Source organism: Arthrobacter sp. G119Y2 (assembly GCF_038069765.1).
Lineage (GTDB): Bacteria > Actinomycetota > Actinomycetes > Actinomycetales > Micrococcaceae > Arthrobacter_B.
This window is the reverse complement of sequence record NZ_JBBPFS010000004.1, coordinates 105813-126857: the sequence shown is the minus strand read 5'-3', so window position 1 is coordinate 126857 and position 21045 is coordinate 105813. Positions and strand designations below refer to the sequence as shown.

Annotated in this window: 20 protein-coding genes and 1 riboswitch; of the genes, 12 read left to right on the top strand and 8 right to left on the bottom strand. The window is 66.4% G+C overall.

All coding sequences use genetic code 11. The annotated features are described in order from the left end of the window. Nucleotides 1–18: 18 nt before the first annotated feature. Nucleotides 19–504, bottom strand: coding sequence for a helix-turn-helix domain-containing protein (locus WKB88_RS09895; protein ID WP_341394398.1), 486 nt, complete (start codon nucleotides 502–504; stop codon nucleotides 19–21). 197 nt (nucleotides 505–701) lie between these two features. Between WKB88_RS09895 and WKB88_RS09890 the strand changes: the two genes are divergently transcribed. Continuing rightward, a complete protein-coding gene (locus WKB88_RS09890; protein ID WP_341394736.1) occupies nucleotides 702–1706 on the top strand; it encodes an alpha/beta hydrolase in 1005 nt (334 codons plus the stop codon). Nucleotides 1707–1715: 9 nt separating this feature from the next. Here WKB88_RS09890 and aceB read toward each other — a convergent pair whose 3' ends face one another. The 3 genes from aceB to WKB88_RS09875 form a co-directional block, all read right to left on the bottom strand. After that, nucleotides 1716–3314: a malate synthase A gene (gene aceB / locus WKB88_RS09885; RefSeq protein ID WP_341394397.1), complete on the bottom strand. Its 1599-nt coding sequence runs from the start codon at nucleotides 3312–3314 to the stop codon at nucleotides 1716–1718. Between the two features lie 118 nt (nucleotides 3315–3432). Then, nucleotides 3433–3993, bottom strand: coding sequence for a hypothetical protein (locus WKB88_RS09880; protein ID WP_341394396.1), 561 nt, complete (start codon nucleotides 3991–3993; stop codon nucleotides 3433–3435). Further along, nucleotides 3984–4616, bottom strand: a complete 633-nt coding sequence (locus WKB88_RS09875; protein WP_341394395.1) for an RNA polymerase sigma factor — start codon at nucleotides 4614–4616, stop codon at nucleotides 3984–3986. Before WKB88_RS09875 ends, WKB88_RS09880 begins: the two co-directional genes overlap by 10 nt. A gap of 199 nt (nucleotides 4617–4815) precedes the next feature. Here WKB88_RS09875 and WKB88_RS09870 point away from each other — a divergent pair, with 199 nt between their 5' ends. The 5 genes from WKB88_RS09870 to WKB88_RS09850 all read left to right on the top strand — a co-directional run bounded on the left by WKB88_RS09870 (nucleotide 4816) and on the right by WKB88_RS09850 (nucleotide 7258). Next, entirely contained in the window at nucleotides 4816–5385 is a 570-nt protein-coding gene (locus WKB88_RS09870) for an Asp23/Gls24 family envelope stress response protein (protein ID WP_341394394.1), read from the top strand. A gap of 75 nt (nucleotides 5386–5460) precedes the next feature. After that, nucleotides 5461–5640 (top strand): hypothetical protein, encoded by a 180-nt coding sequence (locus tag WKB88_RS09865; protein WP_341394393.1) that lies wholly within the window; start codon nucleotides 5461–5463, stop codon nucleotides 5638–5640. Further along, nucleotides 5637–6056 (top strand): Asp23/Gls24 family envelope stress response protein, encoded by a 420-nt coding sequence (locus WKB88_RS09860; RefSeq protein WP_341394392.1) that lies wholly within the window; start codon nucleotides 5637–5639, stop codon nucleotides 6054–6056. Before WKB88_RS09865 ends, WKB88_RS09860 begins: the two co-directional genes overlap by 4 nt. Before the next feature lie 14 nt (nucleotides 6057–6070). After that, nucleotides 6071–6619, top strand: a complete 549-nt coding sequence (locus WKB88_RS09855) for a DUF6286 domain-containing protein (protein WP_341394391.1) — start codon at nucleotides 6071–6073, stop codon at nucleotides 6617–6619. Nucleotides 6620–6658: 39 nt separating this feature from the next. Next, nucleotides 6659–7258 carry a hypothetical protein gene (locus tag WKB88_RS09850; protein WP_341394390.1) on the top strand — a complete coding sequence of 200 codons (600 nt, stop codon included), beginning with the start codon at nucleotides 6659–6661 and terminating at the stop codon, nucleotides 7256–7258. A 282-nt stretch (nucleotides 7259–7540) separates the two neighbouring features. Here the strand turns inward: WKB88_RS09850 and cycA are convergent, their stop codons facing one another. Continuing rightward, complete coding sequence (cycA, locus tag WKB88_RS09845; RefSeq protein WP_341394389.1) at nucleotides 7541–9058, bottom strand: D-serine/D-alanine/glycine transporter; 1518 nt, start codon at nucleotides 9056–9058, stop codon at nucleotides 7541–7543. A gap of 323 nt (nucleotides 9059–9381) precedes the next feature. Next, nucleotides 9382–9555: riboswitch (glycine riboswitch) on the top strand. A 150-nt stretch (nucleotides 9556–9705) separates the two neighbouring features. Here cycA and gcvP point away from each other — a divergent pair. The 6 genes from gcvP to WKB88_RS09815 all read left to right on the top strand — a co-directional run bounded on the left by gcvP (nucleotide 9706) and on the right by WKB88_RS09815 (nucleotide 17585). Then, the gene (gene gcvP, locus WKB88_RS09840) at nucleotides 9706–12606 is read left to right on the top strand and encodes an aminomethyl-transferring glycine dehydrogenase (protein WP_341394388.1); all 2901 of its coding nucleotides are present in this window, start codon (nucleotides 9706–9708) and stop codon (nucleotides 12604–12606) included. Nucleotides 12607–12625: 19 nt separating this feature from the next. After that, entirely contained in the window at nucleotides 12626–13759 is a 1134-nt protein-coding gene (gene gcvT, locus WKB88_RS09835) for a glycine cleavage system aminomethyltransferase GcvT (protein WP_341394387.1), read from the top strand. Nucleotides 13760–13930: 171 nt separating this feature from the next. Next, nucleotides 13931–14308 (top strand): glycine cleavage system protein GcvH, encoded by a 378-nt coding sequence (gcvH, locus tag WKB88_RS09830; RefSeq protein WP_341394386.1) that lies wholly within the window; start codon nucleotides 13931–13933, stop codon nucleotides 14306–14308. Further along, on the top strand, nucleotides 14305–15606 hold the full coding sequence (glyA, locus tag WKB88_RS09825) for a serine hydroxymethyltransferase (protein WP_341394385.1): 1302 nt from the start codon (nucleotides 14305–14307) through the stop codon (nucleotides 15604–15606). Before gcvH ends, glyA begins: the two co-directional genes overlap by 4 nt. 9 nt (nucleotides 15607–15615) lie before the next feature. Next, nucleotides 15616–17031, top strand: a complete 1416-nt coding sequence (locus tag WKB88_RS09820; RefSeq protein ID WP_341394384.1) for an L-serine ammonia-lyase — start codon at nucleotides 15616–15618, stop codon at nucleotides 17029–17031. Between the two features lie 131 nt (nucleotides 17032–17162). Further along, nucleotides 17163–17585 carry a ChaB family protein gene (locus tag WKB88_RS09815; RefSeq protein WP_341394383.1) on the top strand — a complete coding sequence of 141 codons (423 nt, stop codon included), beginning with the start codon at nucleotides 17163–17165 and terminating at the stop codon, nucleotides 17583–17585. A 99-nt stretch (nucleotides 17586–17684) separates the two neighbouring features. On the opposite strand, the gene WKB88_RS09810 is transcribed toward WKB88_RS09815, so the two are convergent. The 3 genes from WKB88_RS09810 to WKB88_RS09800 all read right to left on the bottom strand — a co-directional run bounded on the left by WKB88_RS09810 (nucleotide 17685) and on the right by WKB88_RS09800 (nucleotide 20901). Continuing rightward, nucleotides 17685–18575, bottom strand: a complete 891-nt coding sequence (locus tag WKB88_RS09810; RefSeq protein WP_445818896.1) for a carbohydrate ABC transporter permease — start codon at nucleotides 18573–18575, stop codon at nucleotides 17685–17687. Between the two features lie 2 nt (nucleotides 18576–18577). Then, complete coding sequence (locus tag WKB88_RS09805) at nucleotides 18578–19453, bottom strand: carbohydrate ABC transporter permease (protein ID WP_445818907.1); 876 nt, start codon at nucleotides 19451–19453, stop codon at nucleotides 18578–18580. Between the two features lie 65 nt (nucleotides 19454–19518). Then, entirely contained in the window at nucleotides 19519–20901 is a 1383-nt protein-coding gene (locus WKB88_RS09800) for an ABC transporter substrate-binding protein (RefSeq protein ID WP_341394380.1), read from the bottom strand. Between the last annotated feature and the right edge of the window lie 144 nt (nucleotides 20902–21045).

The window sequence follows — 21045 nt, the reverse complement described above, 5'->3', positions numbered from 1 at the left end:
GGTCACTGCTCCCGGCGGTCAACCCTGCTGCCCCCGGGCGGACTTGGCCTGCTGCTCTTCGAGCCACGCCTCGACGTCGGACAGGCGGATGCGGCGGTGGGTACCGCGGTATTCGACGGGGATGATGCCGGCGTCGGTCAGGTTGCGCAGGTAGGTGTGCGAGATTCCGGCCGCAGCTGCAGCCTGCGACGTCGTCAGCAGCGGCATGTTTGAGCCGTTGCGGGCCGTTGGTTCCCGCGTTCCTGCTCCCGCGGGAGCAGCGTCGGCGGCCGGGGCTTCGGCCGGCACGGCAGCGGCCGGGGATCCGGCGCCGGAGCTCACGGAGACGGACTCGCCGCGACCCAGCCGGGCCAGCACATCAAGCACGGCATCCCGCGCGGCGGACGGCAGGCGCAGCGCCGTTCCGTCGACGAAAACGGTGACATCCCCGGCGGAGAGGGCGCGGGCCAGGGCCCGCACTTCCTGGGCCGGAAGAGCGGGCGTGTGGTGAGGGCTCGGAGTCATGCTGCCATCTTGCCAAACATCCGCCGATCCGGGTGCATGCGGCGGCAGCGCTGCCTCCCGTGCCTGCTGCGTTGACCGGGCAGCGGCCGCACGGAAGCATGGAGGGTAACTGCCCGGCCTTCCGCCCGCAGGCAGACGAAGGGAACCCAGTGCCAGACGCAGAACAGGCCGCCGGCAGCGGGCCTGCCGGATGGCGCATGGATATCCTCGGGCCCGGATACGAGCAGCTGACCCTCGGTCTCCCCGGCGGTGCTCCGGCCACGCTGGTCCGCTACACCCCTCCCGGGGGAACGGGATCGGCGGCAGCGGACGTGCTGTACGTGCACGGATGGTCCGACTACTTTTTTCAACGCGAGCTGGCGGAATACTGGGCGGAAGCCGGTGCCCGTTTTTATGCCCTGGACCTGCACAATTACGGCCGCAGCCTGCGGCCGGGACAGACACCGGGGTACGTGAGCGACCTTGGGGAATACGACGACGACATTGCCGCCGCGCTCGCCGCAATGGGACACCCGGACCCGGCGGCGGCAGCAGCCGGGCCTCCCGGGGATCCGGCGGCGGCGGCCGGGCGCAGCCTGATCCTCATGGGCCACTCGACGGGTGGGCTGACCCTGAGTCTGTGGGCGGCCCGTCATCCGTCTGCCGCCTCGGCGCTGGTGCTCAACAGCCCCTGGCTCGAATTCCAGGCCACCGAGCTGGGCCGCCGGGTCATCGCGCCGCTGATCGGACTGGAGGCGCAGCGCCGGCCGCTGGCCCCGCTTCCCCCGGTGGATGTGGGTAACTATTCCCGGGCCGTTTTCTCGGCCTTCGGCGGTGAATGGACCTACAACCTCCAGTGGCGCCCGCTCCGGGGCTTCCCGGTGACTGCGGCCTTCCTGAACGCGGTTTTCCGCGCCCAGGACATCGTATCGAACGGGCTTCAGTTGGAAATTCCCGTGCTGGTGCTGCTCTCGGACAAGAGCTATCTGCAGCCGCGCTGGTCAGCGGAGGCGGGAAAAGCCGACGTCGCCCTGGACGTGAACGTGGTGGCCCGCCGGGCGCTGTCGCTGGGCAGCACCGTGACCGTGGCCCGAATCACCGATGCCCTGCACGACGTCTTCCTGTCCGGGCCATCCGTCCGCAGCAGGGCCTATGACGCGGTCGCCCGGTGGAGCGGGGGCTATCTGCCCGCTGTTCGCCCCGGCTGCCGGGCCGGGGCGTAACAGCGGCCCTCAGTCGATCAGGTCGTACGCCGGAAGCGTCAGGAAATCGACGTACTCCTCCGAGAGACTGATGTCGGCGATCAGCCGGCTGGCCGGAGCGTAGTAGCGGGCGAACATATCTTCGGGGACCTCGCCGCGCAGCCGCTCGGTTTCTTCGGCAAGGATCCGCTCCACCAGTTCCTTTGTCACCGTTGTGCCGGTGTCCTCCAGGACAACGGCATTGCGCACCTGCTGCCACACCTGGGAGCGCGAGATCTCAGCGGTGGCGGCGTCCTCCATCAGGTTGTGGATGGCCACCGCGCCGTTGCCGGAGAGCCACACCGCGGTGTAGGCCACTGCCACGTAGAGGTTGGACCGCAGCCCGGCCTCGGTGACGGACCCGCCGGCCGTGCTGACGTCCAGAAGATCCCGGGCCGTCACCGAGACGTCGTCGCGCTGCCGGTCCACCTGGTTGGGTTTGTCCCCCAGGATGGAATCGAAAACCCCGCGGCAGGTGTCCACCATGTCCGGGTGGGCCACCCACGAGCCGTCAAAGCCGTCCCTGGCTTCACGGGTCTTGTCTGCGGTGACCTTCTCGAACGCTTTGGCGGTGGTCTCGGGTTCCCTGCGGTTGGGAATGAAGGCAGCCATCCCGCCCATGGCGAAGGCCCCGCGCCGGTGGCAGGTCTTCACCAGCAGCTCGGTGTAGGCGCGCATGAACGGTGCTGTCATGGCGACATCGGCGCGGTCGGGGAGCAGGAAATCCTTGCCGGCGTCGCGGAACACCTTGATCATGCTGAACAGGTAGTCCCAGCGGCCGGCGTTCAGGCCCGAAGCGTGGTCGCGCAGCTCGTAGAGGATTTCATCCATTTCAAAGGCGGCTGGAATGGTCTCGATCAGCACGGTGGCGCGGATACTGCCCGGCGGCACGCCCAGGTAGTCCTCCGCAAAGGTAAATACGTCGTTCCAGAGGCGGGCCTCCAGATGGCTCTCCATCTTGGGCAGGTAGTAGTACGGCCCCTGGCCGTTGTTGAGCAGCTGCTTCGCGTTCGCGAAGAAATGGAGCCCAAAGTCCACCAATGCGCCCACGGCCGGTTCGCCGTCGATCATCACATGCTTCTCCGGGAGGTGCCAGCCGCGGGGGCGGACCACCATTACGGCCAGCGGGACGTCCTCGCGAAGCGAATACTGCTTACCCTCGCCGCTGGTGAAGGACAGGTTTCCGCGCGAGGCTCGGTACAAATTGACCTGCGCGTCCACAACATTGTGCCAGTTGGGAGTATGGGCGTCCTCCAGGTCGGCCAGCCATACCTTCGCGCCGGAGTTCAGCGCATTGATGGCCATCTTGGCCGGTGACGCGGGGCCCGTCATCTCAACTCTGCGGTCCGCCAGGGCGGCCGGGGCCTGCGCCACGGTCCAGTCGCCCGCGCGGACGCCGGCGGTTTCAGGCAGGAAATCCAGGCTCTCTCCTGCCGCGATACGGCTGCGGCGTTCGACGCGGGCCCCCAGCAGCTCGTCCCGGGTTGCCTTAAAGCGCCGGTGCAGCTCCTCAATGAACGCCAACGCCTCGGGTGTCAGGATCTCTTCGGCCCCCTCCGCCGGGGACATGTCGCTTACTTCTACGGCCATCGTGCATCTCCCTGGATCAAACTGAACTGAGGGTACCGGCCGGCACCGAGTGGAAGGCAGTTTACACCGGCGCCGAGCGGCCGGGCGGCCGGGCTCCGGAACAGGAGCCTTTCGCTGCTCAGTCGTCGTACAGATCCTCCACCGTCAGATGGACTGTGTGCGGAAGGACCCCCACGGAAACAGCTACTGCGGCGCGGATTCTTCGGCGCAGGAAGTCCATGGCGCGGCAGATGTCCACGCCGGGCGCCACGGCGGTCCGTAAGTGGATTCGCAGTCCGGAGCCGGTACCGGGGACCAGGTCCACCCGGCAGCGGCGGGCGCGGACACCGCCCACGGTGCCGGCGGCCTCACGGACGACGGCGGCGAGGTCGTATTCGCTGATTTCCACGGTTCCGTCCGGAGTTCCCGTCAGCGGAAGCCGCGCTCCGTGCCGTACCTGGGCGCCGGCCTCGGCCAGGACAGCTTGTTTGATGCCGCGGGGCGGACGGAACGCCGGGTGTCTCAGGTCCTGTTCCCGCAGTTTCACGGTGGCGGCGTGCAGCGTCTGCAGCCGGCTCCGGGCCCGGCGGCAGTCCGGACAGGCCAGGGTATGCGGATCCGGCGGGCGGCCCGCGTCCTGCCAGATCCGGGCGAGGCTGCGTCCGCAGGCCGGAGGGGGAAGCTGGTTCTCTAGTGCCATTGGATCATTGCCTCGGCCAGTTTCTCCCGGGCGCGTGCCAGCTGCCCGCGCACGGAAACGGGGCTGATCCCCAGTGCGGAGCCGATTTCGGCATAACTCTGATCGTGGAGTTCGCGCAGGAGCCAGCACGCACGCTGGCCCGGCGGCAGCTCCGCCAGCGCGCGGGTGAGGCATTCGAACTCCGCCGCGATCTCCGCGGTGCGGTGCGGGTCTGCGGACTGCACCGCAAGCGACGGCCACAGTCCGGCCGGATCCATGCTGGCTTCCGGGTGGGCCGAACGGCGGCGGAGGACATCAAGGCAGCGGTTGGTCGCCGTCCGGTAGACCCAGCCGCCAAAAGCTCCGGACCGGTCCAGGCCGGGGAGAGCGCGCCAACCGGCGGTCAAGGTGTCCTGAACTACGTCCTCGGCTTCGCCCCGGTCATTGAGCATTCGGTAAGCCAGCCGGAAAAGCCGCCCCTGGTACCTCTCCACCAGATGCTCGAAAGCGGTCAGGTCACCGTCCTGGGCCCGTGCCACGATGGTGGCCTCGTCCAGGGTCCCCGGAGGAAGGTCCGGCCCGGGCCATGCCGGGCTGGACTGCGGAAAGACGCCGGACTCTTCCGGCGATTCGGCCGTGGCCATGGCGCCCCTGTCCGGTCCGGCGGGCGCCGGCCCGTCTCCAATATCGCAGACGCCCCGGCCCTGCGGAACAGTCCGGGGCCACGCGCAGCCGGAGAGCGGCAACTTTGCCGTTCGGCGTGACGATTGCCCGCGGAGAGCGTCATTAACGGCGTATCCGAACCTTCATGCCGCCCCTCCGGGGGCCGGTTCCGAGCAGGAGATGAGTGACATGGCAGATGCCCAGAAACCGTCCGGACCATCCGCCGGTTCGGTGTCGAAGCCGCAGCCCAGCCCGCCCGGCGGAAACACCGGGAGCGTGGCGGCCAGCCCCGTGATCGGCTCCAGCGGCACGGAACCGGTAAGGAAGTCGGGCCCGCTGCATACTCCGCACGGTGACACCACCATCGAGGAAACCGTGGTTCAGAAGCTGGCGGGAATGGCCACGCGGGAGGTGCCGGGGGTCTATGCGATGGGCAACGCGGCGCGCCGGGCCTTCAACTCGATGACCGAGCGCATCCCCGGCTCCCAAACCAACGCCAGCAACGGTGTCAGCGTGGAAAAGGGGGAACGGCAGGCAGCGGTTGATGTGAGCATCGTGGTCGAGTACGGCTATTCGATCGTCGAGGTCAGCCAGAGCATCCGCCGCAACGTCATCCGCTCGGTGGAGAACGCCACCGGGTTGGAAGTGCTGGAGGTGAACGTCAATGTCACCGACGTGCACCTGCCCGACGACGACGCCGGCGACGAGGACGCTTCGGCTCCGAAGCAGCCGTCGGGCCGGCTGGAATAAGGCCGTTGGAAGAGCAAAAAAATACTGCCTTACCGCGGCGGATCGCGCGGCGGCAATCTACTGAAGGAGGACCTCATGTCCGCAACAAAATGGTGCTTGGCGGTTGGCCTGGTCCTGGGGATCGTGCTGGCATTCGGCGGTTGGTATGCCTTCCTGCTGGCTGTGCTGTTCGGTTTGATCGGGCTGCTGGTGGGATTGGCTGCCGACGGCAAACTTGACCTTCAATCCATGTTCGGCAGAGCGTCGAGCAGATGAGTGCACCCGGAATCGAAGGTGCCCGGCCGCCGGCGCCCAGACAGCCCCGCCGGGAAGTGGGGGACCGGGGCACCACCGTGTTGTCCCGGAAGGTCCTTGAGAAGATCGCCGGCCAGGTCGCGAAGGATGAGACCCGCGTCGGCGGCAGCACCGGAGGGTTCCTGGGCATCGGTGCGCAGGCGGACCTCTCTGCGCGTCCGCAGGCCGACGTCGAGCTGGCCGGTAATGTCGCATCGCTGAAGGTTGAGGTGGGCCTTCCCTATCCGGCACCGCTCCGCCAGCTCGCTGACCAGCTGCGGGACCGGATGTCGGGCCGGATTACGGAGTTGACCGGGGTGGAGGTGCGCCAGGTGGATGTCACCGTTTCCTGGCTGCGGCCCGAGGAGCCGGCAGACGGCCGCCGGAGGCTGAAGTGAACGGGGGGCCGCCCGTGGCCCTGCGTCCGCGGCCGAGCCGCGCCGTGCCGGCCATCATCTGCGGGCTTGTCCTGCTGGCTGCGGGAGTGCTGCTGGTCTGGGCGGCAGTTGCCCGGCTGACCCAGGGCCGGTGGCCGGCTTTCTTCACCGCTGTCTCCGATTGGCTGGCGGAGCTGAGCTGGAACAGTACGGAAAGCTGGATAGCTGGCAGCGTCCTCGTGGTCCTCGGGCTGGTTCTGCTGCTGGCCGCGCTCATCCCCGGACAGTTCCATTCACTGCCCCTGCGGCTGGAGCCCACCCGGGAGGTCACGGGGGAAAGCCGGGCCGTGATGTCCCGCCGGGCCGTCGCCCGCCTGGCCGCAGCCACCTGCGAACACATCGACGGTGTGTCATCGGCGTCGGCGACGGCGACGGACCGGGAGGTCAGGGTAACCGTCAATACCGCACTGCGGGATACTGCCGATCTGCAGCACTGGGTCACGGACGGCGTGCGGTCCCGGCTCCAGGCCTCGGGGCTGGACCCGGTTCCGGCCATCTCCGTGTCCATCCGGTCCAGCAGTTAAAAGCTGTTCGGGCGAACATTCAGGGCGAAAGGGATCATCATGCGCCAGCACCCCGGCACCGCCAACCGCGTTTGGCTGACCGTGCTCGGCCTGCTCTGCCTGGCAGCGGGCATCTGGGCCCTGCTGCTGGCCACCGGCACGGCGGGCCCGGCAGCGGATCCGGTCCTGAGCGGACCGCCCGAAGCTGTCACCGGCCCGGACTACGCTCCGGTCATCGCGCTGACGGCCGGACTGCTGCTGGGCCTGCTTGGCCTTTGGTGGATACTGGCGCAGATTCCGCGCAGGCTTGCCGCCGGACCGTTTCGGCTGCAGGAGGACGCCGCCCGCGGCATCACGGTCTGCGACCCCTCGGTCCTGGCGGCCGCCGTGCAGCATGACACCGAGCAGATCCCGGGAGTGGTGGGATCCACGGTGCTGCTGCGCGGAGACGCCGAGGAACCCGATCTGACGCTGAAAGTGACGGTCAATGCCCGCGCCGATATCAGGACGGTGCTGGACCGGATCCAGGGGACGGTGGTGCCGAACCTCGCTGCGGCCCTCGAGACTCCGCTCCACAGCCTGGGAATCCAAGTTGAGGCGAGCGACAAGCCGGCCTTGTCCGGCAGCACTGTCAGCAGCACCGGAACCGTGGTCTATTAGGGACATGCCACGTGTTGTCCCGGATCCCGGCGGCGCCGGTGCTCCGTGCCGGCAACGGGCCAGGCCTGGACCACTCTGGCCACGCTGCCGGGCCCCCTCGCACCGTGGCAGCATGCATGCGCAGGGGCCGGGCGTGCTCGGCATCGGGTGCGAACGTGCCTTCGCCATCGGTCAGCGCCCGCTGCTGATCAAGGCCGGATCATTTCCCGCGGCGCAGACCGCATCGTGCAGGAATCCGCCCGCCGCTACCTCGCCTTTACCCGTGGCTGAAGCGCGTCGCTGTCAGCGAACCAGCTCGGCCCGTTCCGCCGCGACCATGGCCTTGTGCTCGGCCACCCGCGCCTGGTGCAGCGGAGTCCGGCGCAGGAAGGCGTAGACCGCGCCCAGCAGGACAAACCAGATCGGGGTGACGAGCAGTGCCTGCAGGGTGTCCGCCTGTGTGGTGAGCGCCCAGATGATGAAGGCGAAGAAGGCAAGCACCACGTAGACCATCACCACGCCGCCGGGCATTTTGAACGTCGACTTCTCGTGGAGGTGCGGCCGCCGGCGGCGGTACACCAGGTAGCTCACCAGAATGATGGTCCACACGAACATGAAGCACAGTGCCGAGATGGTGCTGACCAGGGTGAAGGCTGCGCTGACGGACTCGCCCGCGTACAGCAGCACTACTCCGGCAAGCAGGAAGGTGCAGGAGAAGAAGAGGGCGTTCTGCGGCACCTTGCGGCGGGAGAGGCGGCCAAACGCCTTGGGGGCATCGCCGTCGTGCGCCAAGCCGAAAACCATGCGTGAAGTGGAATATATCCCCGAGTTCGCTGAAGAGGCGGCGGAAGTCAGGACCACGAAGTTCACGACGGCGGCTGCCGCGCCCAGTCCGGCGAGGGCGAACATGCCCACGAAGGGGCTTTCGTCGGCGCTGAATTCATCCCAGGGAACCACCGAAATCAACACCGCCAGGGCGCCGACGTAGAAGAGCATGATGCGCAGCGGAATGGAGTTGATGGCCCGCGGCAGGTTCTTTTCGGGGTCCTTGGTTTCGGCGGCTGCCGTGCCCACCAGTTCAATGCCCACAAAGGCGAACACCGCGATCTGGAATCCGGCCACGAAGCCCATCGGCCCGGTCGGGAAGAGCCCGCCGTGCGCCCAGAGGTTGTCAAAGCCGGCTACGTCGTTGTTTCCGGACTCGAAGCGGGTAAAGATCATCACCAGACCCACCACAATGAGGGTGACAATGGCCAGGATCTTGATCAGGGCGAACCAGAACTCTGCCTCGCCGAACGCCTTCACGCTGGGCAGGTTCAGGGCCAGCAGCACCAGGATGCAGGCCAGCGCAGGAATCCACAGCGGAGCATCGGCCCACCAGAACGTGACGTAGTGGGAGATGGCCACCACATCAGCTATTCCCGTCACCACCCAGCAGAACCAGTAGGTCCACCCGGTGAAGAATCCCGCCCACGGACCCAGCAGGTCCGCGGAGAAGTCGCTGAAGGACTTGTACTTCAGGTTGGACAGCAGCAGTTCGCCCATCGCGCGCATCACGAAGAAGAGCATGAAACCGATGATCATGTAGACGAAGATCACGGACGGGCCCGCCACTGAAATGGTTTTTCCGGACCCCATGAACAGACCGGTGCCGATCGCCCCGCCGATCGCCAGGAGTTGGATGTGGCGGTTGGAAAGGGACCGGGAGAGCTCAGGCTCGGAAGAACTTTGGGTTCCGGACGCCGGAGGTCCTCCGGGGGAGGTGCCGGTGGACGGCAGGGAGGATTGCGCGGGTGTTGGGCTGGACAAACGGTCGGGCATTGGGCTCTTTCTCAGTAGGCACCAGCCGGCGCACGTGACGCCCCGCGCAGACGGAACGGGCATCTCTGATAGAGCTCACCTGTGAAGTTGGCGCCACCGCCGACAATCAAGTTTGGAAGCCGGGCGCGGACGATGTCAATTTGGCGTCAGGATCTCTCCGGCGCGGGGGTCCGCGCCGGCTCCCGAGGGGAAGCAGCACTCCGGCCGGAAGGGCAGGGATGAAGAAGACCGTCAAAGAAGCAGCGGAGGCCGTCACTCTCTTGATGGGACACCTGCCGCAGGGTAGGGTCACTGGTGGAAATACACAAGTGAATATGCCTTTATCAGCCGTGGCGGGAGAGTCCCGCGATCTGCAGCCGCCGAACGCGGCTGCAGCTGCAGCAACAAGTGCACCTGCAACGAACAACTGCAGCTGCAACAGCAAAACTGCACCGCCGGGCGCCGTAGGAGCAAACCCTCCCCGGGAATCTCTCAGGCCCCTGTACCGCCACAGCGAGGCAACTCTGGAAAGCAGTTGGCGTGCCCCGGCACGCCGCTCACCGACGGTGCAAGCGGGGCCATCCCCGCGGAATCTCTCAGGTCCAATACAGAGCGGGGAGGACGCAACATTCGTTGGCGTACCCCGTCTGACTTTCCTGGAGCCCCTCATGACTGCTGATCTGTCCACCGCTGAAACCGCCAACACCGCTGAGACCGGTGCTGCCCCGGCCGCCGCGGCGTTTGTTGACCGCCACATCGGCGCCCGTGCCGGTGCCGCCGCCGCGATGCTCAAAGCAGTGGGGTATGACTCCCTGGACGCTCTCGCGGACATGGCCGTGCCCGCTGCCATTCGGCAGGCGAGCCCCCTGGTTCTGGACCCGGCCCGCTCCGAAGAAGAAACCCTCGCTCAGCTGCGTTCCATTGCCGGCAGGAACAAGACCGCTGTGCAGATGATCGGCCAGGGCTACTACGGAACCCACACCCCGCCGGTGATCCTGCGCAATGTCGTGGAGGACCCCGCCTGGTACACCGCCTACACCCCGTACCAGCCGGAAATTTCCCAGGGCCGCCTCGAAGCACTGCTGAACTTCCAGACCATGGTCCAGGACCTCACCGCGCTGCCCATTGCCAACGCCTCCCTGCTGGATGAAGCCACCGCCGTCGCTGAAGCGGTGCTGCTCATGCGCCGGTCCAACAAATCCAAAGCAAACGGCGCGATCGTCCTGGACTCCGAGACGCTTCCGCAGACCATCGCCGTCGTCAAGGGCCGCGCCAAGGCCCTGGGCTTCGACGTGGTCGTGGCGGACCTGGCCGACGGCCTGCCCGAAGGCGAAATCACCGGCCTCGTGCTGCAGCAGCCGGGTGTTTCCGGTGTCGTGCGCAACCAGGCTGCGTTGATCCGCGAAGCAAAGGACCGCGGAGCCCTCGTTACCGTCGCGGCTGACCTGCTGGCCCTGACCCTGATCACGCCTCCGGGCGAGCAGGGAGCTGACATCGCCGTCGGCTCCGTGCAGCGCTTCGGTGTTCCGTTGTTCTTCGGCGGCCCGCACGCCGCCTACATGGCTGTCCGCAAGGGACTGGAACGCTCGCTGCCCGGCCGCCTTGTGGGCGTCTCCAAGGATTCCGCCGGTACTCCCGCGTACCGTCTGGCGCTGCAGACCCGCGAGCAGCACATCCGCCGCGAAAAGGCGACGTCCAATATCTGCACCGCGCAGGCACTGCTCGCCATCGTCGCCTCGATGTACGCGGTGTACCACGGGCCGCAGGGCCTGACCGCGATTGCCCGCCGCGCCCACAACTCCGCACGGTCCCTGGCCGCCGCGCTCACGGGTGCCGGGGTTGAACTGCTGCACGAGTCCTTCTTCGATACGATTACGGCCCGCGTCCCGGGCAAGGCCGCCGACGTCGTGGCAGCCGCCGATGCACGCGGCATCAACCTGCGGCACATCGATGCCGACACGGTGGGCATCTCCTGCGACGAAACCACCACCCCTGCCGTGCTGGCCGACGTTGCGGCTGCCTTCGGTGTTCCTGCCGGCGCCGTGGCTTCCGCGGCGGGTCCCGCCGAAGGTTTCGAGCTGGACGCCGAGGTGCTGCGCACCTCCGAATTCATGACCCACCCGGTGTTCTCCTCCTACCGCTCGGAGACGCAGATGCTGCGCTACCTCCGCCGCCTCTCGGACCGCGACCTGGCCCTGGACCGCACCATGATTCCGCTGGGCTCGTGCACCATGAAGCTCAATGCCACCGCCGAAATGCAGGCCATGACCTGGCCCGAGTTCGCCTCCATCCATCCCTTTGCCCCTGATTCCCAGACCGAGGGCTGGCGGGAACTGATCGGCGACCTGGAAGCCAAACTGGCAACCATCACCGGTTATGACAAGGTATCCATCCAGCCCAACGCCGGCTCCCAGGGCGAACTGGCCGGCCTGCTCGCGATCCGCGGCTACCACCACTCCCGCGGCGACGAACAGCGCACCGTCTGCCTGATTCCGGCCTCGGCGCACGGCACCAACGCCGCCTCCGCCGTCCTGGCCGGGATGAAGGTGGTGGTGGTCGCCACCGCCGACGACGGCGCCATCGACCACGCGGACCTGCGCGCCAAGATCGATGCGCACCGTGAAAACCTCGCCGCCATCATGATCACCTACCCCTCCACCCACGGGGTGTTCGACGACGACGTGCGCGACGTCTGCGACGCCGTCCACGAAGCCGGGGGCCAGGTCTACATTGACGGCGCCAACCTCAATGCGCTCGTCGGGCTGGCCCAGCCGGGTGATTTCGGCGGCGACGTCTCGCACCTGAACCTGCACAAGACCTTCTGCATTCCGCACGGCGGCGGCGGCCCCGGCGTCGGCCCGGTGGCAGTGAAATCCCACCTGACACCGTTCCTGCCCGGCGACGCAGCCACCTGGACCGAAGGGGAGGACATCCCGGTGTCCGCTTCACGCTTCGGCTCGGCCGGTGTGCTGCCGATCTCCTGGGCCTACGTGAACCTCATGGGCGGCGAAGGCCTGACCGAAGCCACCAAGAGCGCCCTGCTCTCCGCCAACTACGTGGCCGCCCGGCTCAACGACTACTTCCCGGTGCTGTACACGGGCAAGGGCGGGCTCGTGGCACACGAGTGCATCCTGGATCTGCGCGAGCTGACGGCACGGACCGGCGTCAGTGCCGAAGATGTGGCCAAGCGCCTTGTGGACTACGGCTTCCACGCCCCCACCCTGTCCTTCCCGGTGGCCGGAACCCTGATGGTCGAGCCCACCGAGTCCGAGGACCTGGGCGAAATAGACCGCTTCATCGACGCCATGATCTCCATCCGCGCCGAAATCGACCAGGTGGCGGCGGGCGACTTCTCCCTTGAGGACAGCCCGCTGCGCAACGCACCGCACACCGCCGTCGTTGTTGCCGGCAACGAGTGGGACCGCGCCTACCCGCGCGAACAGGCGGCCTTCCCGATGAGGAGCCAGCGGATGGACAAGTACTTCCCGCCGGTGGGCCGGATCGACGGCGCTGCCGGCGACCGGAACCTCATTTGCTCCTGCCCGCCCCTCGAAGACTTCGAAAACTAGAGCGCAAGGAACCGCGACCATGACTGAGAAATTCACCGCGCTCTATGAAGAGCACAAACGCCTCGGCGCCTCCTTCACCGATTTCGGCGGCTGGCAGATGCCGCTGAAATACAGCTCCGAACTGGCCGAGCACCGCGCCGTCCGCAGCGCCGCCGGGCTTTTCGATCTCTCCCACATGGGAGAAGTGGAGGTCACCGGCCCCGACGCCGGTGCCTTCCTCGACTACGCCCTGGTCGGCAAGCTCTCGGCAGTCAAGGTGGGCCGGGCCAAGTACTCGCTGATCACCAACGCCGACGGCGGGATCATCGACGACCTGATCAGCTACCGCCTCGCCGACGATTCCTTCCTGGTGGTGCCCAACGCCGGCAACGCGCCGGTGGTGGCCGCCGAGCTGGCCGCCCGCGCGTCGGGCTTTGACGTCCGGGTACACGACGCCTCAGCCGACACATCGCTGGTGGCGGTGCAGGGCCCGAACGCCGAGGCCATCGTCCTTTCCCTGGTTTCGAACGGACAGGCGGAGAAGGTGACCGGCATGAAGTACTACGCGGCGGACACCGTGGACCTCGTTGTGGCGGAAGAGGCGGGGGAGCGCACGCTCAACCTGCTGCTCGCGCGCACCGGCTACACGGGCGAGGACGGGTTCGAGATTTACGTTCCGAACGACGACGCCGCCGCCCTCTGGGGCGCGCTGCTCACCGCCGGTGCGGACTCGGGCCTGATTCCCGCCGGCCTGGCCTGCCGGGATTCGCTTCGGCTGGAAGCGGGAATGCCGCTGTACGGCAATGAGCTCTCCCTTGAGCTGGATCCCTACGCTGCCGGTCTCGGCCCCGTCGTCGCGCTGTCCAAGGAGGGCGACTTTGTGGGCCGCGCCGCCCTGGAAGCCAAGAAGCAGCAGGCTCCGGCCCGCCGTCTGGTCGGCCTCAAGGGGTCCGGCCGCCGCGCCGGCCGCTCGCACTACCCGGTGCTGAAGGACGGTGCAGCGGTCGGTGAAGTCACCTCCGGTGCCCCGAGCCCCACTCTCGGCTACCCGATTGCCCTCGCCTATGTTGACGCCGCCTTTGCCGAGCCGGGCACTGCGGTAGAGGTGGACCTCCGCGGCAAGCCCGAACCTTTCGAGGTTGTCGCCCTCCCCTTCTACAAGCGCGGGAAATAGCCAGACCCCAAGCCGAGCGCGGCGAAGGTGGGGTATTTCGTGTAGCCCCGCATCGCCGAGCGAGGAACGAGCGAGGTGTCTAAGGGGCGACGAAATGCCGCTCCTCCGCCGCCCAGACCTAGACTTTGAACTAAACCCGAAGCATGCAGCAGATCTAGAAAGGCACATCCCATGAGCAAAGTGAACGCAGGACTCCGCTATTCAGCCGAACACGAGTGGGTGGACGGCTCCACCCCCATGAAGGTTGGCATCTCCGCCGTTGCCGCCGACGCCCTGGGCGATGTGGTGTACGTGGACCTGCCCGAGGTTGGCACCGTGATCACTGCCGGTGAAACCTGCGGCGAAGTCGAGTCCACCAAGTCAGTCTCGGACCTGTACGCTCCGGTCTCCGGCGAGATTGTCGAAATCAACCAGGAAGCCATCGAGAACCCGGCTCTGCTGAACGAGGACCCGTACGGCGCCGGCTGGCTCTTTACCGTCAACACCACCTCCGAGGGCGCCCTGCTCAGCGCCGAGGAGTACGCGGAGAAGAACGGCGGCGAGCTGTGACCGATTACCTGAACTCGCACCTCGCCCAGATTGACCCGGAGGTGGCGGAGCAGATCGACAACGAGCGCCGCCGCCAGCAGTCCGGCCTGGAAATGATCGCTTCCGAAAACCACACGTCGGTGGCCGTCATGGAATCCCAGGGTTCGGTGCTGACCAACAAGTACGCCGAGGGTTACCCGGGCCGGCGCTACTACGGCGGCTGCGAATACGTGGACGTCATTGAGCAGCTCGCCATTGACCGGGCCAAGGACCTTTTCGGTGCAAACTTCGCCAACGTGCAGCCGCACTCCGGCGCGCAGGCCAACGCCTCGGTCATGCATGCCCTGATCCGTCCGGGCGACACCATCCTGGGCCTGTCCCTGGCGCACGGCGGGCACCTCACCCACGGCATGAAGATCAACTTCTCCGGCCGGCTCTACAACGTGGTCCCGTACAACGTTGCCGAAGACACCCAGCGGATCGACATGGCCGAGGTGGAGCGCCTGGCCCGGGAGCACCAGCCCAAGCTGATCGTGGCCGGCTGGTCCGCTTATGCCCGGCAGCTGGACTTCGCCGAATTCCGCCGCATCGCCGACTCGGTGGGCGCCTACCTGATGGTGGACATGGCGCACTTCGCCGGCCTCGTGGCCGCCGGACTGCATCCCAGCCCGGTTCCGCACGCCCACGTGGTCACCTCCACCACGCACAAGACCCTGGCGGGTCCCCGCGGCGGCATCATCCTCTCCAACGACGCTGACATCGCCAAGAAGATCAACTCGGCTGTCTTCCCCGGACAGCAGGGCGGCCCGCTGGAGCACGTCATTGCCGGCAAGGCGACAGCCTTCAAGATCGCAGCAACGCCCGAGTTCAAGGAGCGCCAGGAGCGCACCCTGGCCGGCGCGCGGATCCTCGCCGAGCGCCTGCTCGCCGACGACGTCGCCGCCAAGGGTATTTCCGTGATCTCCGGCGGTACCGACGTGCACCTGGTGCTGGTGGACCTGCGCAACGCCGCCCTTAACGGGCAGGAAGGCGAGGACCGGCTCGCGCAGATTGACATCACCGTGAACCGCAACGCCGTCCCGTTTGATCCCCGCCCGCCGATGGTGACCTCCGGCCTGCGGATCGGCACCCCCGCGCTGGCGACGCGCGGGTTCGGTGAGGATGCCTTCCGCGAGGTGGCGGACATCATTGCGCTGGCGCTCATTGCCGGTGAAGACGATGACCTCTCACCGCTGAAGGACCGCGTTTCCGCGCTGGCCTCCGCACATCCGCTCTACACCGAGGTTGCCGACCTGGCCTCCTCACCGGCGCACGTTTAAGGAATCCCAGTGGCTGTCGGCGTTTTTGACCTGTTCTCCGTAGGCATCGGCCCATCGAGCTCACACACCGTGGGCCCGATGCGTGCCGCCGCCGTTTTTGCGGGGGAGCTGGTCGACGCCGGCATCCTGTCCGCCGTGGCCGGCCTCCGCGTGGACCTGTACGGTTCGCTTGCGGCGACCGGCCGCGGCCACGGCACCATGACTGCGGTCCTGCTGGGGCTGGAAGGCTTTGCCCCGGAGAAAATCCTCCCCGGGGAGGTCGAGGAACGCCTCGCCACCATCGAAGCCACCCGGAAACTGCAGCTGTGCTCCCAGGTTCCCGGAGCTGATTCCTGCATCCTGGAATACGGCGAAGCGGACATCGTCCTGCACCCGCTCACCGTGCTTCCGCGGCACACCAACGGCATGAAGTTCGCCGCCTCCGGCGCCGACGGCGCCGTGCTGCACGAGGCCACGTTCTTCTCCGTCGGCGGCGGCTTCATTGTGCGTGAGGGGGAGGAGGACGCCGCCCGGCAGGAACTGGAATCCACCAAGGCGGCTCTGCCGTTCCCGTTCCGCACCGCCGTCGGGCTCCTGGAGCACTGCACAAACAACGGGCTGAACATTTCCGGCGTGATGCTCGCCAATGAGAAGGTCTCCCGGACCGAGGCGGACATCCGCGCGGGCCTGCTGCACATCCGCGACGTCATGGAGGACTGCAAGAACTCCGCCATCCGCCGCACCGGTCTGCTCCCGGGCGGGCTGAAGGTCCGCCGCCGGGCACCTGCCTGGCACACCCGGCTGCGTGCCGAGGATCCGAACCGGGACCCGAAGTTCTGGCAGGAATGGGTGAACCTGGTGGCGCTGGCCGTCAACGAGGAAAACGCCTCCGGCGGGCGGGTGGTCACCGCACCCACCAACGGCGCGGCCGGCATCATTCCCGCCGTCATGTTCTACGCCACCCACTACGGCCCCGGAATGGACACCGCCACGCAGGAGGAGCGCGACGACGTCGTTGTGCGTTTCCTGCTGACCGCAGGCGCGGTGGGGGTCCTGTACAAGGAACAGGCCTCCATCTCCGGCGCCGAAGTGGGCTGCCAGGGCGAGGTGGGGTCGGCGTCGTCCATGGCTGCTGCGGGCCTGGCGGAAATCCTGGGCGGCACGCCCGAACAGGTGGAAAACGCCGCCGAAATCGCCATGGAACACAATTTGGGCCTCACCTGCGACCCCATCGGCGGGCTGGTTCAGGTGCCCTGCATCGAACGCAACGCCATCGGCGCCGCAAAGGCCGTGAACGCCGCCAAAATGGCATTGTGGGGCGACGGCGACCACCGGGTTTCGCTGGACGAGGTCATTGTGACCATGCGCGAAACCGGCCGCGACATGAGCTCCAAGTACAAGGAAACCGCGCTCGGCGGCCTCGCCGTGAACGTGGTGGAGTGCTGATCCCCGGCGCTGCGGCGGGTTGAGCCGGTACCGTTCCTTTGATAGACAGTAAGTGCCCTTACTAACCGCACCTGCTGTTTCCCGCTTCCGAGGCCCGTGAGCCCGGAAGCAACTTCCGGAAAGGACGCGTCATGCCCAAGACCGGCAAGAATGATTCCGCCAAGAAGAGTGAACTGCCCTCAACCCTGCAGCGCTCCGACAAGAAGGCTCAGGATACCTTCGCGAAGACCTACGATTCCGCGGTTGAGGAGTACGGCGAGGGGGAGCGTGCGGCCCGGACCGCCTACGCCTCCCTGAAGCACACACATGAAAAGGTGGGCGACCACTGGGAGCCCAAGGAAGAATCCGGCCCCTCGGATGCCAAGGCGGCGGGCAGCCGGGATTCATCCCGGAAGACGGCCGGCGGGGTGGATGCCAACGCGTCCAAGAAACACCTGTACGAGGTGGCCGCCAAGCTGGATATTTCCGGGCGCTCCAACATGACCAAAGACGAACTCGTGAAGGCAATCCAAAAGGCCAACACGAAGGAAACCCGCAAGGCCCGCGAAAACTAAGCGGCCTGCGGCTCCCGTTTTCAGCCGTACTTCACGCCCCCTCCATGCCTCACGGCGTCCTTCTTATTTCACGGCGTCCTCTTATTTCACTGCGTCCTCTTACTTCACGGCGCCCATCGACAGGCCGCGGACCAGCTGCTTCTGGGCCACCCATCCGGCCAGCACCACCGGCAGCGAAGCGAGGACCGAAGCCGCCGACAGCTGGGCCAGGTAGAGGCCCTCACTGGTCATCTGCGACACCAGGAAAACCGGCACTGTTGCGGACCTGGCGGCCGTGAGGTTCAGGGCAAAGAAGAATTCGTTCCAGGCGAAGATGACGCAGATCAGGGCCGTGGCCGCCAGACCCGGGGCCACCATGGGCATCAGGACCCGCCAGAGGGTTTTCAGCAGTCCGGCGCCGTCCATCTGTGCCGCCTCCAGCACCTCGCCGGGCACCTCCTGGAAGAAGGAGCGCATCATCCAGACGGCAATGGGCAGGTTCATTGATGTGTAGAGGACCACCAGGGTCCAGATGTTGTCCAGGACCTTCAGCTGGCCCGCAATGACGTAGATCGGCATGATGACGGCGACTACGGGGAGCATGCGGGTGGAAATGAAGAAGAACAGCACATCCTGCGTCTTTTTGACCGGCCGGATGCTGAGGGCATACGAGGCCGGAACCGCCATGATCACCACCAGGATCGTGGAAACACCCGTGGCGATCATCGAGTTCACGAAGTAGGTCCCGGCCCCGGCGTCGAGCACGGCCCGGTACTGGTCCAGGGTGGGGGCAAAAAAGAATGTCGGCGGGTTGGAGGCTGCCGCAGACTCCTGCTTGAACGAGGTGAGCACCATCCACAGGACCGGGGAGAAAAATCCGATGGCGATGATCCAGGTCAGCGCGGTCAGCAGCGAACCGCCTGTCCGGGACCGTCCGCGGCGTGCCGGTACCGGCGGCCGGTCTGCCGGCGGGGTGCTTCCGGTGGAAGCCGAATCTGTCTGCGTGGCCACGGCTAGTCCTTTACGTCGAAGCTGCGGAAAATCAGGCGGAGGGCGAAGGTGGCCACAATGATCGTGGCAATGACCACCACGACGCCCATGGCGGCGGCCTGCCCGATATCAAAGCCCAGGAAGGCCCGCTGGTAGATGTAGAACGGCAGGTTGGCGCTGGCAGTGCCGGGCCCGCCCGCTGTCATGAGATAGATCTGGTCGAAGGTGTTCACCACGTAGATGGCACCGAGCAGGATGCCCAGTTCAATGTAGCGGCGCAGCTGCGGAAGGGTGACGGAGATGAACGTGCGCCACCAGCCTGCTCCGTCCACCTGTGCTGCTTCCAGCACATCCTTGGGCTGGGCCTGCAGGCCTGCCAGGACCAGCAGCATCATGAACGGCGTCCACTGCCACACCAGGGACATCAGGATCGAGGCGATCGGGTGGGTTGAGGTCCAGTCCACGGGTGAAATTCCCACCAGGCCGATCAGCCAGTTCAGCAGGCCGTAGCTGGGGTTAAGGATGGACACGGACCAGAGCAGGGAACCGGCCACCGGCATGATCAGGAACGGTGTGATCAGGAGGGTCCGCACCACGCCGCGGCCGGCGAAGGACCGGTCCAGCAGCAGGGCAAAGATGATTCCGAGGAGCATCGCGAAAAAGACGCAGCCCAGCGTGAAGATCACGCTGTTCAGCGCGGCCTGGCGGAAGGTGGAGTCCGCGAAGATCTCCACGTAGTTGCCCAGGCCCACAAACCGGTCGCCTTCCGGATTGAGCAGGTTCCAGTTCTGCAGGGAATACCAAATGGTGAACAGGAACGGCACCTGCGTCACAATCAGCGTGAAAACCAGGGCCGGCAGCAGCGGTCCCCGCCGCCGCCAGCCCTCGGCGCGGGACATGCCCCGGGACTGCCGCTGCTCCGCGTCGCGGCGGACCTTCTGGTGGTGTTTGTCTACCAGGCTGGTCATTGGTTTTCTCCTGACTGGTAGCTTTCCGCGACGGTTTCGGCGTAGCGCTGCGACTGTTCCAGCGCCTCGGCCACTGTTTTCTGTCCGGCAATGGCTGCTGAAATCTGCTGCGCCACCCGGGTGCCCAGGTCCTGGAACTCCGGGATCCCCACAAACTGCAGGCCCGGATACGGAACTCCGCCCACCATGCTGGTTTCCTGTGAGGCACCGGCCATGGCCGACAGCGTGGGTTCGGCGTAGTTCTCCGCCACTTCGGCGTATTCCGGAATTTCATAAGTCGACAGCCGGCTGCCCGGCGGTACCCGTTCCCAGCTGATCTCTTCGCCCACCAGCTGGATGTACTCCTTGTTGGTCATCCAGGAGATGAAGTCCCAGGCGGCGTCCTTCTTTTGGCTGGTTTCGGGAATCGCCAGCGACCAGCTGTACAGCCAGCCGGAGGATTCCGTTTCCTCCACAGGGGCCTGGGCGTACCCGGTTTTGCCGACCACCAGGGAGGAGGCCGGATCCTCCACGGAGGAAACCATGGACGTGGCGTCGTACCACATGGCCGCGGTGCCCTGGCTGTACTGGGTCAGGCAGTCTCCGAAGCCGCTGGTCGCCGCCCCGGGCTGGCCCGACGTGCGCACCAGGTCCACGTAGTCGGTGACGGCTGCTTCCACTTCCGGGGAATCGAGGGTGGCGTTCCAGTCCTGGTCAAACCAGCCTCCGCCGTAGGTGTTCATCATGGTGCTCAGCGGCGCCATGACCTCACCCCAGCCGGCCAGCCCGCGGAGGCAGATGCCGGAGAATCCGTTGTCCGGGTCATGGAGCCGCTCGGCGAAGCCGGCAACATCCTCCCAGGTGGGACGCTCCGGCATGACGAGGCCCTCCGCCTCAAAAATGTCCTCACGGTAGGCCAGGAAAGAGGATTCGCCGTAGAACGGCACAGAATACAAATCCCCCTCGTAGCTCAGGGCGTCACGGATATTGGGAACAAAATCGTCGGGATCATAGCCTTCAGTGGTGTCGGCATACTCCTGCAGATTGGTGATCCAGCCGTTTTCAGCCCACATGGGGGTTTCGTAATTGGAGATCATGACGACGTCGAACTCCCCGCCGCCTGTGGCAACCGACGCGGTGATCTTTGCCCTGGCCTCATTCTCCGGCAGCGAGACAAAGCGCGCATCGACGTCGGGGTATTGTTCGCGGAAATTCTCCTCCAGGGAAATGGCGTCGGTCATTTGCGGATTGGAGACGATGGCCACCACAATCTCCTCCGGGCCCGCTGCGCTGTCACCGCCGCATCCGGTCAGCACGAGGGAGAGCGCCGCTGCCGAGGCTGCCGCGGTCCGCAGGTGCCTGCGTCTGTAGTGGATCGGGCCGCTGCGTCGTGATCTCATACGTCGTCCTTGCTCATGTGAGAATTGCCCTGCGCTCATTTGTGGAGTAACTCTAGGCAGATAGACTCAATTGGGCAACTACGGGCGTTTATCTTCGAGAACGGGCAGGGTCGATCATTACCGAATCAGGCTGGTCCCACGAGG